The sequence below is a fragment of the Pseudomonas sp. R3-57 genome, from assembly GCF_051132065.1.
GTDB lineage: Bacteria > Pseudomonadota > Gammaproteobacteria > Pseudomonadales > Pseudomonadaceae > Aquipseudomonas.
Genome location: NZ_CP071655.1, coordinates 5855703 through 5868901, shown reverse-complemented (window position 1 = coordinate 5868901; position 13199 = coordinate 5855703). Strand labels below are relative to the sequence as shown.

Below are 13199 nucleotides of genomic sequence, written 5' to 3'. Positions count from 1 at the left end.
ATGTAGGCACATTCGGGAATTTGACGACAGCGCTATCCTGCCTCAAAGCAGCTTATGCGTCTCGCCCGAAATTCGCCTGCGGCGTGACTATATGATGTCGTTTATAGACTTGAAAATACTCAATATCTGAATTGATATTCTTTTCTCGCATATGGATCGTTCTCAAGATCGGCGTGGGAATGCTGCAAGGGACGCCACGTTCCAGCTCTGGAAAGGACGCAGAGCGTCCCGGGCTGCGTTCCCACGCGGAGCGTGGGAGCGATTTACAGAAAATCCTTGTAGGCGAATAACGCCGGCGCTCCGCCCGTATGAAGAAATATGATCGGGCCGTCATCGAAGCGCTGCCGGCCAATCCCATCGAGCAACCCCGCCATGGCCTTGCCGGTATAGACCGGGTCAAGCAACAGACCTTCCTGACCCGCCAGCAGTTTCACCGCTGCCAGGGTTCCGGCGTTCGGCTCGCCATAACGCGGGCCGAAATACTCGTCCCACAGCTCGACTTTGAAACTGGCCGGCAGCTCGACACCGAGCAGCTCCGCGGTGCGCTCGGCCAGGCTTTGGACCTTCGGCCGCTGATCTTCTTCGCTGCGCGACACGGTCACGCCAATCACCGGCAGTGGTGGCAGCACTTCGCTCAGGGCGAGGGCCAGACCGCTATGGGTGCCGGCGCTGCCCGAGGCCAGCACGACGGCGGCGAACTCCAGTCCGGTGTCCTTGATCTGCTCGGCCAATTCAAGCCCGGCGCGTACGTAACCCAACGCACCGAGCGCATTGGAACCGCCGATCGGCACCAGATAGGGCTTTTTGCCGTTGCTGCGCAGACGCACCGCGAGGGCGGCCAGTTGTTCGTCAGCGTTGTCGAGATTGTCGACCAGCTCGACCTTGGCATCGAACAGGTCCAGCAGCAGGCGATTGCCGTTGCCGGTGTAATTGCTGTCCTCGGTGCCCAAGGGGTTTTCAAGCAGCGCCACACAGCCGAGACCGAGTCGGGCCGCTAGCGCAGCCGTCTGGCGAACGTGGTTCGATTGCAGCGCACCCGCGGTGATCAGCGTGTCGGCGCCTTGTGCCAGCGCATCGGCGGCGAGGTATTCGAGCTTGCGCAGCTTGTTACCACCCATGGCCAGCGGCGTCAGGTCATCGCGTTTGATGTAAACGTCGCGACCGAGCCACGTGGACAGGCGTTCGAGTTTTTCCAGTGGCGTAGGGTGGCCGAGCAGGTCGAGACGGTTAAAGCGTTCCAGCTGATTCTTGATCATGGGTCCGTACTGGCGGAGGAAGATGAAAGGACTATAGGCACGCGCTTTTGCAGGGGCAACCGGCAATCGCTTATAGCCCGTTGGACTTAGGTCAGCACTATCGGTTCTTAATTTACGCTTGCGGTCATGCCGTAAAGTGGGCGCCGTTGACGCGGCCAGACAGTCCGGCCGCCCGTGAGGAGTCTCTACCGTGAGCGAGCGTTCCAGTCATTGGCAGTTGCACACCATCGTCGGCCAGTTGCGCAGCGCGCGCGATCAGTGGCGGGCACAGAATGGCCGGGCTTCCGGCGAGCAGGGTGGTCGCGAGTTGCCTTCGCGCGCAGCGATGGCGCAGATTCTTGAAGCATTGTGCGGGGCGCTGTTCCCGATGCGTTTGGGGCCGGTTGACCTGCGTGAAGAAAGTGAAGATTTTTACGTCGGCCACACCCTCGACGTCGCGCTGAATGCCTTGCTCACGCAGACCCGCCTGGAACTGCGTTACGTAGCGCGCCACAGCGCGCAGGACGACAGCGAGGTCGAAGCCCGCGCGATTCAGATCGTTCAGGATTTTGCCTTGGCTTTGCCTGGCTTGCGCACTTTGCTCGACACCGATGTGCTGGCGGCCTATCACGGTGATCCGGCCGCGCGCAGTGTCGATGAAGTGCTGCTGTGTTATCCGGGAATCCTGGCGGTGATTCACCATCGCCTCGCGCATCATCTGTACCGCGCGGGTCTGCCGCTGCTGGCGCGGATCAGCGCGGAAATCGCCCACTCGGCGACCGGTATCGATATCCATCCGGGCGCGCAGATCGGCCGCAGTTTCTTTATCGATCACGGCACGGGCGTGGTGATCGGCGAGACGGCGATCATTGGCGAGCGGGTGCGGATTTATCAGGCCGTGACGCTGGGGGCCAAGCGCTTTCCGGCGGACGAGGACGGCCAGTTGCAGAAAGGCCATCCGCGCCATCCGATCGTTGAGGACGATGTGGTGATTTACGCCGGGGCGACGATTCTTGGGCGGATCACCATCGGCCAGGGCTCGACCATCGGCGGCAATGTGTGGCTGACGCGCAGCGTGCCGGCGGGGGCGAATCTGACGCAGGCGAATTTGCAGCATGATGACGGGACGCAGAAGTAGAGCGATTAAAGGCTGACCCTCCCCCCAGCCCTACCGAAACGTCGGACCGCCCGTAGGGAGAGGGAGCCGACGGAGGTGTTTTGGGTTATCCATCGACTTGAGAGACCGAGTCGATTATGGATTCGCCAAAGTCATTTCAGGTCGCCGTAAGTCTCAAATACCCCCCAATCAGTCCCCTCTCCCCCTGGGCGGTCCGACGTTTCGGGAGGGCTAGGGTGAGGGGCTTTTGATTCTTGAACGAATCCCCTGAAACTCGCGTCATACCCATCCTCGGGCCGCTGTAGGAAAACTACCGCCCAGCCCTGCGATTAGTCCTTACCACCCCATCCATGTTTAACTTGAACGTTCATTCAAGTTAAACCGGTGGTTCGCTGCCCGCTCACAACAGGAGGCTTGCCTTTGCTGAGTCCGATCATTTCAGCCATGTTTCAACCCCTCGAGGTGCACGTTTCATGAGTGCCTCGTCTACCCCCGCCAGCGGTCTGGTACGGATGAATCCGCCGGTGTTCTACTTCGCCGCGACGGTCATTCTGCTGTTTGGTCTCGTCGTTATCGCCATGCCCGAGCAGGCCGGCGCCTGGCTGCTGCAAGCGCAGAACTGGGCGGCCAACACGGTCGGCTGGTATTACATGCTCGCGATGACGGTGTATCTGATCTTCGTGGTGGTCACCGCCTTATCCGGCTACGGCAAGATAAAACTCGGCGCCGACCACGACGAGCCCGAATTCAGTTATCTGTCCTGGGCCGGCATGCTGTTCGCCGCCGGGATCAGCATCACGCTGTTTTTCTTTTGCGTGTCCGAGCCGCTGACGCACATGATTCAGCCGCCGCAAGGCGAGGCGGGTACCGCAGATGCGGCGCGTCAGGCGATGCAGATTCTGTTTCTGCACTGGGGCCTGCATGGCTGGGGCGTGTTCGCCTTCGTCGGCATGGCGCTGGCCTATTTCGCCTACCGCCATAACCTGCCGCTGGCGTTGCGTTCGGCGTTGTATCCGCTGATCGGCAAGCGCATCAACGGCCCGATCGGTTACGCCGTGGATGGCTTCGGCATCATCGCCACGGTGTTCGGTCTCGGCGCCGACATGGGCTTTGGCGTGCTCCACCTCAACTCCGGTCTCGACTATCTCTTCGGCATCGCTCACACCCAGTGGATTCAAGTCGGCCTGATCACGCTGATGATGGGCGCAGCGATCATCGTCGCTGTTTCCGGTGTGGATAAAGGCGTGCGGGTGATGTCCGACATCAACATGCTGCTGGCCTGTGCGCTGCTGCTGTTCGTGTTGTTCGCCGGGCCGACCCAGCACTTGCTCAACACGCTGATCCAGAACCTCGGCGACTACCTCGGCGCCCTGCCGATGAAGAGCTTCGACCTGTATGCCTACGACAAACCGAGCGACTGGCTCGGCGGCTGGACGGTGTTTTATTGGGCTTGGTGGATTGCCTGGTCGCCATTCGTGGGCCTGTTCATCGCACGGATTTCCCGTGGCCGCACCATCCGCGAATTCGTCTTCGGCGTGCTGTTGATTCCGCTCGGTTTTACCCTGGCGTGGATGTCGATTTTCGGTAACAGCGCGCTCGATCAAGTGCTCAACCACGGCATGAGCGCGCTGGGCATGTCGGCCATCGACAACCCGTCAATGAGCATTTATCTGTTGCTGGAAACCTATCCGTGGAGCAAAACCGTGATCGCCGTGACGGTGTTCATCAGCTTCGTGTTCTTCGTCACCTCGGCGGACTCCGGCACTGTCGTGCTTTCGACGCTGTCGGCCAAGGGCGGTAACCCTGACGAGGACGGGCCGAAATGGCTGCGGGTGTTCTGGGGCGCGATGACTGCGCTGATCACCAGTGCGCTGTTGTTCTCCGGCAGTATCGATGCATTGAAGTCAGCGGTGGTACTCACGTCGTTGCCGTTCTCGCTGATTCTGCTGCTGATGATGTGGGGTTTGCACAAGGCGTTCTATCTGGAGTCGCAGAAGCAGATTGCGCAGTTGCATTCGCTGGCCCCGGTTTCCGGTTCGCGGCGTGGCACCGGTGGCTGGCGCCAGCGCCTGAGCCAGGCAGTGCACTTCCCGTCGCGCGACGAGGTGTATCGCTTCATGGACAGCACGGTGCGTCCGGCGATTGAAGAAGTCACCGCGGTGTTCGTTGAGAAGGGCTTGAACGTGGTCACCCAACCAGACCCGGCGCATGACAGCGTCAGCCTGGAAATCGGTCATGGCGAGCAGCATCCGTTCATCTATCAAGTGCAGATGCGTGGCTACTTCACGCCGTCGTTTGCGCGCGGAGGCATGGGCTCCAAGCAGCTCAACAACCGCCGCTACTACCGCGCCGAAGTGCATTTGAGCGAGGGCAGTCAGGATTACGATCTGGTCGGCTACACCAAAGAGCAGATCATCAACGACATCCTCGACCAGTACGAACGGCACATGCAATTCCTGCACCTGGTGCGTTGATCGGCGGCTGAGCGTCGGGTCTGTTCAGGACTCGGCGCTCAGCACCATGAACAACACCATCGCCGCCATCGGCACGCCGAACACCGCGCTGCCAATCGCTATTTCCGAACCGACGGACTGGCCGGCATGCACCACCCCCACCGTGCCATTGATCAACGTCAACGCCAGCCACAGCGCGGCGAAGCCGTAGGCCATGGTCTGCCGACTGAAGCCGATGCGCTCACCGATGTAGAGCATCAGAGCGAGCAGGACCAGACCGAAGAAGATGATGATGGCGGTGTGCATTGTGGTGCCTGCGGGATGTGCGGTGCCTGATCGGTCGCCATCGCGGGCAAGCCCGCTCCCACAGGTTTCGGGTTGGACACAAAATTTGTGAACGACGCAAAACCCTGTGGGAGCGAGCCTGCTCGCGAAGGCGCTACTGCAGTGTCACTTAGAGCATAGCCAATCCCGCCACAAGGTTGCTCTGTCGACACATTTTGCGACTCGTTTAGGAATGCCTGGCGGTTGAGGTGTTTTGCTTGCTGGCCCGCACCTACCGATGATCTAACCCATAACCGCACGCCTGCTTCGTGAGCTAATATTTATCTGCATGTGTATGGTGTGTATAAAAGCGGTCTGGGCCACCTATCGTAAGAAGTTCTAGCTGTCGAACAGGGCGAAGGACATGCGCAGTCGGGAAATGATCAGGATGATCGAAAATGATGGTTGGTATCTGGTGGCAGTGAAAGGCAGCCATCATCAATACAAGCATCCGTTCAAGCTGGGGAGGGTAACGATCAAGCACCCTGACTCAGATCTACCCAAGGGAACGATTAACAGCATTTTGAAACAGGCGGGCTTGAAATGAGGCTCACCATTGAAAACGAAGGCCCTTTGATTGGCCTGTCAGAGGAAGGACTCACCCACATGAAATTCCCGGTCGTTCTGCACAAGGATGCCGACTCCGACTACGGAGTGATTATCCCGGATGTCCCCGGCTGCTTTTCCGCAGGCGCTACGGTTGCTGAGGCTTTTGAAAGTACTCGGGAAGCGTTGGCGCTTCACTATGAAGGTCTGGTTGCCGACGGAGCGCCATTGCCGCAGGTGCAAGACATTGATGCGCATCTTGATAACCCGGATTACGCTGGAGGGATCTGGGGCGTGGTCGATTTTGATATCACGCCGTATTTCGGCAAGTCAGTGCGGTTCAACGCCACACTGCCTGAGCAACTGTTGGAGCGTATCGATCAAACAGTCAGGCGCGATCAGCGCTACAACTCGCGTTCAGGGTTCCTGGCTGCGGCTGCCTTGCGCGAATTGTCGAGCTGAGCGAGATCCTGGAGATCAGGTGCTTTCCCGCTCTATAACCTGACATTGCAGCAGGTTCAAACGTTGCACCTCGTCGCACGGCAACACGCCAAGGCTTTCCAGCACGCGTGTTGCGGCCAGTACGCCGATCGCCAATGCCGGTGGTTTGATCGTACTGAGGCTTGGCAAAAGCATCTCGGCGAACGGGTAATCCCCAAAGCCCAGAACGGCGCAGTCTTCGGGGATTTTCAGGCCTGCGCGTTGCCCCGCGAGCAGGCCGCCGGCGGCGAGGTTGTCGTTGGCGAAGAAGATTGCATCGGGGCGCGAGGACGCGTTCATCAGCGCCTCCATCGCCTGTTTGCCGGCATCGAACGGTGCGTGGTCGGCGTCGGGCGCGAAGACCCACGGTTCCAGGCCCGATTTGCGCAGGGTCGCGGCATAGCCGTCGCGGCGTTCCAGTGCGCTGAAATCCCCCGGCGCGCTGTTCTGCACGAAGGCGATGCGCCGGTAGCCGTTTTCGAGCAGATGCGTTGCCGCCGTCACCCCCACCTCGAAGTGCGAAAAGCCAATCTGCATCGGCTCGCGATTCGGCTGATAATCCCAGGTTTCAATCACTGGAATATCCGCTTCGGCGATCATCTTTTCCGTGCCTGCGCTGTGAAAGTGACTGGTCAGCACCAGCGCGGCCGGCGACCAGCCAAGAAACGCGCGCACGGCGTTTTCTTCCTGTTCGACATCGAAGTAACTCGACGCCAGCAACAGCTGATAACCGTGGCGGCTAAGGGTGTCGCTGAAGCCTTGCAGGGTATTGGCGAAGATTGGCCCGGAGATGTTCGGGATGACCATGCCGACTATTTTCCCGCGCGCTGAAGCCAGACCGCCGGCGACCAGATTCGGTACGTAACCCAACACGGCCACCACTGCCGCAATGCGCTCGCGGCGCTCGGGCGAAACCTGCTCGGGCTGGTTGAAATAGCGCGATACGGTGATCGCCGAAACCCCGGCTGCGCGCGCCACGGCATCAAGGGTCACACGGCCGGCGCCACGGCGTTTGCGGGGCTTGTCTGCGCTCACGCGTCGCTCCTAATAAAAAACCAAATCGCATATAAAACTAATTTTTCAGTATTGGACGCTCTATGGCTGAGTTGCCAATATTGCCGATGTTAGCGCTAACAAAGCGCATTGTCTGCTACTCGCTCGAGCGAATGCCCAAGACACCGAATCAGGCGCTGTCGTCGCAGAACGACAGCGGATCAGGGCCAATTTCGAGCGGGCAGAACATGCACAACATTCCTGGGGCGAGACACAAACTGGCGCAGTCGATTCGCGCCACTGGCTGGTTACTGACAGGGTTGGCGGCGCTGCCGTTGCCCAACGCACTGGCGGCTGACAGCAGCGATCAAGAGCCGACGCTGAAGTCGGTGACCGTTACCGCGACCCGCCGCGAGGAGTCGCTGCAAAAAGTCCCGGTCGCAGTTTCGGTGATCGACGGCGAGCAGCTTGAGCGCGATAACCGCAACGGCGTGGCGAGCATCGTTCAGCAGGTGCCCTCGCTGAATTTCCGCACTGGCGCCTCGAACAAGGACACCTCCTTATTCGTGCGCGGCGTCGGCACGATTTCCACCTCGCCGGGTGTCGAGCCAACCGTGGCAACGGTGATTGATGGCGTGGTGTATGCGCGTCCGGGGCAGGCCACGCTTGATCTGCTCGATCTCGAGCGCGTCGAGGTGTTGCGCGGCCCGCAGGGCACGCTGTTTGGCAAGAATGCTTCGGCCGGCGTACTCAACATCACCAGCAAGGCGCCGACTAACCAGACGCATGGCTACGCTGAGCAGTCGTACTACAGCGGCAACGAAAGCCGCACGCGTTTCGGCATTGGCGGCAGCCTGATCCCGGACACCCTGAAAGGCTCGATCAGCACGCTGTTCGGCACCTACGACGGCAACGTCGATAACCAGCACAACGGCCAGGAGGTCAACGGCTACAACCATCGCGGCGTGCGCGGCAAGCTTGAATTCACCCCGAATGACGACGTCACTTTCACGTTGATCGCCGACTACATGCAGTCCCACGACGATGCGCCCAATGGCGTGGTCAGCCAATCCCTGACGCCGGCCTTCAGCAATGCGCTGAGCCCGGCGAATGCCACCAGCCACAACCGCGACATCAACACCGACACCCGCTCTCACATCGAGGACATCAACAAAGGCCTGTCCGCCCAGCTCGACTGGCAATTGGGCGATTACACCCTCACTTCGATCACGGCATGGCGCGGCTGGGACAACACCCAATATCAGGACGGCGATCGTCTCGGCAGCGTGACCGCGGCGTTCCCTGGCACAGCGGACAAGGGCGACCTGGCGTTCGACCAGTATTCCCAAGAGCTGCGTCTGGCCTCGCCGAAGGGTGAATTTCTCGAATACGTTGGCGGCCTGTTCTATATGCACGGCAAGGACGACGAGAGCTATCAGCGCACGCTGACGACCACCACGCGCACTGACCGTGGCGTTGCGGATTACAGCACCACCAGCGACAGTTATGCGCTGTTCGGCGAGAGCACGCTGAACTTCACTTCCGACTTTCGCGGTATCGCCGGCCTGCGCTATACCCACGATGATCTGGAATATGATCATCGTCGCGTTTCCACTTCGCCGACCACGGTCAGCGGTATCCAGCCGGCGACCCGCAGTTCAGGTTCTGTCGATGAAGACGGCTGGTCCGGGCGTCTCGGTGTGCAGTACGACCTGAGCGATACGGTCACCACTTACCTGACTTATTCGCGTGGCTACAAAGGCCCGGCCTACAACGTGTTCTTCAACATGCAGCCGCGCGACACCGAAGCGCTGAAACCGGAAACCTCCAACACCTGGGAGGCGGGCATCAAGGCGACCGGCTGGAACAATCGCCTGACGACCAATCTGGCGATTTTCCACAGCGACTACGACAACTATCAAGCGAACTTCTTCGACACCGTTGCCGGGCAGGTGGTGACGCGCCTGATCAACGCCGGCAGCGTCAGCACCGAAGGCGTCGAACTCGATTACGCTGTGCAGGCCACCCAGCAACTGAAGTTTTCCGGTGCGCTGGCCTACACCCGCGCACGCATCGACGAATTCGCCTGCCCGGCCGGCGCGGCGGCGTCGTGCAACGTCAACGGCAAACCGCTGCCCTTCAGCCCGGACTGGAAAAGTTACGTGCGCGCCGATTACACCATCGCGCTGGATAACGGGCTGGACCTCGAATTGGGCACCGACTACAGCTGGCAAAGCGAAGTGCAGTACGACATCAGCCAGAACCCCGATACCAAACAGGGCGCCTATGGGCTGTGGAACGCCAGTGTCGCACTGGCCGATTACAGCAACGGCTGGCGTGTTGCGGTGCTCGGTAAGAACCTCGCCGACAAGTCCTACTCGCCGTTGCTCGCCAGTGGCGGCAGCTACATCTACCGCGCGGTGCCACGGGACGACGAGCGCTATTTTGGCGTGCAATTGCGCAAGGATTTCTGAGATGAGCAGACAGATCAAACTCGGCGCGTTTCTCATGGCCACCGGGCACCATGTGGCCGCCTGGCGGCATGCGGATGTGCCGGCGAATGCCGGGCTGGATTTCGCTCATTACAAGCGGCTGGCGCAGATTGCCGAAGCGGCGAAATTCGATGCGCTGTTCGTCGCCGACAGCGTCGCCGCACCGGCCCACGACATCGCCAGTCGCATGGCGCGCTCCGATCACTTCGAACCGCTGACCTTGCTCTCGGCCCTCAGTGCGGTGACCGAGCACATCGGCCTGATCGCCACGGCGACCACCAGTTACAACGAGCCGTACCACGTCGCGCGCAAATTCGCTTCGCTGGATCACTTGTCCGGCGGGCGAGCGGGGTGGAATCTGGTCACCTCGGACAACGCCGCCGAAGCGCTGAATTTTGGCCGTAACGAACATATCGGCCACGCTGAACGCTACAGCCGCGCGCGCGAATTTCATCAAGTGGTCACCGGCCTGTGGGACAGCTGGGAGGACGACGCGTTTGTGCGCGACAAGGCCAGTGGTGCGTATTACCGCCCGGAAAAACTGCACGTGCTGGATCATGTCGGCGAACACTTTCGGGTCAAAGGACCGCTGAATGTCGCCCGGTCACCGCAGGGGCAACCGGTGATCATCCAGGCCGGTTCGTCCGAAACCGGGCGTGAGTTGGCCGCGCAGACGGCGGAGGTGGTATTCACCGCGCAGTCATCCTTGGCCAGTGCTCAGGCGTTTTACGCCGACCTCAAGGGGCGCCTGCCTCGGTACGGTCGCAATGCCGATTCGCTGAAAATCATGCCCGGTGTCTTCGTTGTGGTCGGCCGTACCGAAGCCGAAGCGCAGGAAAAGTGTGAAACGTTTCAGCAATTGGTCGAACCCGAGGTGGGCGTGGCCTTGCTTGGGCGTATGCTGGGCAACTTCGATTTGTCGAAGTATCCGCTGGACGGGCCATTACCGGAGTTACCACTGACGCAAAGCGGTCAGCAGAGCCGGCAGACATTACTGACCGAGCTGGCGGGGCGCGAGCAACTGAGCCTAGCTGAACTGGGTCGTAAAATTGCCGGTGGGCGTGGGCATTACAGCCTGGTCGGAACGCCCGGGCAGATTGCTGATCAGTTGCAGGAGTGGTTCGAACAAGGCGCGGCGGACGGTTTCAACCTGCTGGTGCCGCACCTGCCGGGCGGGCTGGAAGACTTCGCCAACGGCGTGGTTCCGGAACTGCAGCGGCGTGGACTGTTCAGAACGGAGTATGAAGGCCGGACGTTGCGCCAGAATCTCGGTCTGGCGCGACCGAAAAACAGATTTGCGTGACCGCTTCGCGGTCAATCGCCAGCAGGCTGGCTCCCACACTGGATGGCAGCCTGATTGAAGGGGTTGGTTTTCCAGCAGCAATGCGGTCCCTGTGGGAGCCAGCCTGCTGGCGATAAGGTCGGCACGACCTTGCAGAATTCAGACAAGACAGACAAGACAGACAAGAGAAAACTCGATGACCTACACCGCTGCCGAAAACCGCTACGACTCCATCCCTTACCGCCGCGTCGGGCGCAGCGGTCTGGTGCTGCCGGCCTTGTCGCTGGGCCTGTGGCACAACTTCGGCGACAGCACGCCGATCGACACCCAGCGCGCCCTGCTGCGCACCGCCTTCGACCTGGGCATCAACCACTTCGACCTCGCCAACAACTACGGTCCGCCATACGGCAGCGCCGAGATCAATTTCGGGCGTCTGCTGCGTGAAGACTTCAAGCAGTACCGCGACGAGTTGATCATTTCCAGCAAGGCCGGTTGGGACATGTGGCCCGGCCCTTACGGGCAGGGCGGCGGTTCGCGCAAATACGTGCTGGCCAGCCTCGACCAGAGCCTGCAACGCTTGGGTCTGGACTATGTCGATATCTTCTATTCGCACCGCTTCGACCCGGACACCCCACTGGAAGAAACCGCCAGCGCTCTCGCCACGGCGGTGCAACAGGGCAAGGCTTTGTACATCGGCATCTCGTCCTACTCCGGGGTGAAAACCCGCGAAATGGCCGAGCTGCTGAAAGAGTGGAAAGTGCCGCTGCTGATCCACCAGCCGGCGTACAACCTGCTCAATCGGTGGGTGGAAAAAGATCTGCTCGACACCACCGACGAACTCGGCACCGGCGTGATTGCCTTCACCCCGCTGGCGCAAGGTCTGCTCACCGACAAATACCTCAACGGCGTACCGGCGGATGCGCGGGTCAACCGTCCGGGGGGTGGCTCGTTGCAGGCTTCGCACCTGTCCGAGGAAAATATTGCTCACGTACGGGCGTTGAACGAGATTGCCCAGCGTCGCGGGCAGAGCCTGGCGCAACTGGCGCTGGCGTGGACGCTGCGCGATCCGCGGGTGACTTCGGCACTGATCGGCGCAAGCCGGCCGGAGCAGATCATCGAGAACGTCGGCGCATTGAAGAATCTGAATTTCAGCGCTGAGGAACTGGCGGAGATTGACCGGTTTGCCCAGGAGGGCGGGATCAATCTGTGGGAGAAGCCTTCGACGGCGGAGTAAGCCTTCCGAAGACTGATCGTTCCCACGCTCTGCGTGGGAATGCCGCTCGGGACGCTCTGCGTCCCATCTAAAGCCGAACGCAGAGCGTCCGTTGATGCATTCCCACGCAGAGCGTGGGAACGATCAGGCTCAGCGAAAGAAAGGCACATCCCCCAGCACCGTCGCCCGCTGCATCACCCGCCGCGCCGGGCGGTAATCGTCTACCGCGTAATGCTGGGTCACGCGGTTGTCCCAGAACGCAATGTCGTCCTTCTGCCAGCGCCAGCGAATGGTGAATTCCGGCCGCGTTGCGTGGGCGAACAGAAACTTCAGAATCGCTTCGCTTTCGGTGTCCGCCAATTCATTGATCTTCGAGGTGAAGCCCTCGTTGACGAACAGCGAGCGCCGGCCGCTGACCGGATGCGTACGAATCACCGGATGCGACAGCGGTGGATTCTTGCGCCGCGCTTCTTCCCACTGCGCCAGCGCCTCGGGCGTGTTGCCGTAGCGTTCCAGCGGAAACGAACGGGTGAAATCGTGAGTCGCGGTCAGCCCTTCGAGCAAGCCTTTCATGGGCGTCGACAACGCCTCATACGCTGCAATGCCGCTGGCCCACAAGGTGTCGCCACCGAACTCCGGCAGCAACTTGGCGCTGAGCACCGCGCCCATCGCCGGGGTCGGCAGGAAGGTCACGTCGGTGTGCCAGATGGCGTTGTCGCGCACGTCGGTGACAGCGGTATCGAGGATCAGAACTTCGGGCTGCCCGGGCACGTTCGGGTAGATCGGATGAATGTGCAGGTCGCCGAAATACGCGGCGAAGCGTGCCTGTTGCCGCGGTTCGATCGGCTGGTTGCGGAAGAACAGCACTTGATACTTGAGCAACGCCTGCTCGATGGCATCGCGATGTTCCAGGCTCAGTGGCTGGCTGATGTCGACGCCACCGATCTGCGCGCCGAGGGCCGAGCTTAAGGGCGTGATGGTGAGGTTGCTCATGGTCGTACTCTTCAAATTCGGGTATCGAGCTTCTTGTGGGAGCGAGCCTGCTCGCGAATGCGCAGTGTCAG

General features: G+C 60.7%; 11 protein-coding genes. 7 read left to right on the top strand and 4 right to left on the bottom strand.

Going from position 1 to position 13199, the window contains the following annotated elements; translation table 11 throughout:
* Positions 1-263 precede the first annotated feature (263 nt).
* Positions 264-1256, bottom strand: a complete 993-nt coding sequence (locus J3P93_RS26365) for a D-cysteine desulfhydrase (RefSeq protein ID WP_434593510.1) — start codon at positions 1254-1256, stop codon at positions 264-266.
* A gap of 190 nt (positions 1257-1446) precedes the next feature.
* Here J3P93_RS26365 and epsC point away from each other — a divergent pair, with 190 nt between their 5' ends.
* Together epsC and betT are read left to right on the top strand one after the other, a co-directional pair.
* Entirely contained in the window at positions 1447-2373 is a 927-nt protein-coding gene (gene epsC, locus J3P93_RS26360) for a serine O-acetyltransferase EpsC (RefSeq protein WP_434593507.1), read from the top strand.
* Positions 2374-2864: 491 nt separating this feature from the next.
* Positions 2865-4826: a choline transporter BetT gene (gene betT, locus J3P93_RS26355; protein ID WP_394505920.1), complete on the top strand. Its 1962-nt coding sequence runs from the start codon at positions 2865-2867 to the stop codon at positions 4824-4826.
* A 24-nt stretch (positions 4827-4850) separates the two neighbouring features.
* On the opposite strand, the gene J3P93_RS26350 is transcribed toward betT, so the two are convergent.
* Positions 4851-5111, bottom strand: a complete 261-nt coding sequence (locus J3P93_RS26350) for a hypothetical protein (protein ID WP_434593504.1) — start codon at positions 5109-5111, stop codon at positions 4851-4853.
* Positions 5112-5493: 382 nt separating this feature from the next.
* Here J3P93_RS26350 and J3P93_RS26345 point away from each other — a divergent pair, with 382 nt between their 5' ends.
* Together J3P93_RS26345 and J3P93_RS26340 are read left to right on the top strand one after the other, a co-directional pair.
* Entirely contained in the window at positions 5494-5676 is a 183-nt protein-coding gene (locus J3P93_RS26345; protein ID WP_434593501.1) for a type II toxin-antitoxin system HicA family toxin, read from the top strand.
* Positions 5673-6137: a type II toxin-antitoxin system HicB family antitoxin gene (locus J3P93_RS26340; RefSeq protein WP_423815330.1), complete on the top strand. Its 465-nt coding sequence runs from the start codon at positions 5673-5675 to the stop codon at positions 6135-6137. Before J3P93_RS26345 ends, J3P93_RS26340 begins: the two co-directional genes overlap by 4 nt.
* 15 nt (positions 6138-6152) lie before the next feature.
* Here the strand turns inward: J3P93_RS26340 and J3P93_RS26335 are convergent, their stop codons facing one another.
* Positions 6153-7190, bottom strand: coding sequence for a LacI family DNA-binding transcriptional regulator (locus tag J3P93_RS26335; RefSeq protein WP_434593498.1), 1038 nt, complete (start codon positions 7188-7190; stop codon positions 6153-6155).
* 206 nt (positions 7191-7396) lie between these two features.
* On the opposite strand from J3P93_RS26335, the gene J3P93_RS26330 reads away from it, so the two are divergent.
* From J3P93_RS26330 to mgrA, 3 genes are all read left to right on the top strand, one after another.
* Positions 7397-9622: a TonB-dependent receptor gene (locus tag J3P93_RS26330; RefSeq protein ID WP_434598504.1), complete on the top strand. Its 2226-nt coding sequence runs from the start codon at positions 7397-7399 to the stop codon at positions 9620-9622.
* Position 9623: 1 nt separating this feature from the next.
* The gene (locus J3P93_RS26325) at positions 9624-10943 is read left to right on the top strand and encodes an LLM class flavin-dependent oxidoreductase (protein ID WP_434593495.1); all 1320 of its coding nucleotides are present in this window, start codon (positions 9624-9626) and stop codon (positions 10941-10943) included.
* A gap of 175 nt (positions 10944-11118) precedes the next feature.
* A complete protein-coding gene (mgrA, locus tag J3P93_RS26320) occupies positions 11119-12156 on the top strand; it encodes an L-glyceraldehyde 3-phosphate reductase (protein WP_434593492.1) in 1038 nt (345 codons plus the stop codon).
* A gap of 129 nt (positions 12157-12285) precedes the next feature.
* Here the strand turns inward: mgrA and tauD are convergent, their stop codons facing one another.
* Positions 12286-13128 (bottom strand): taurine dioxygenase, encoded by an 843-nt coding sequence (gene tauD / locus J3P93_RS26315; protein ID WP_434593489.1) that lies wholly within the window; start codon positions 13126-13128, stop codon positions 12286-12288.
* Between the last annotated feature and the right edge of the window lie 71 nt (positions 13129-13199).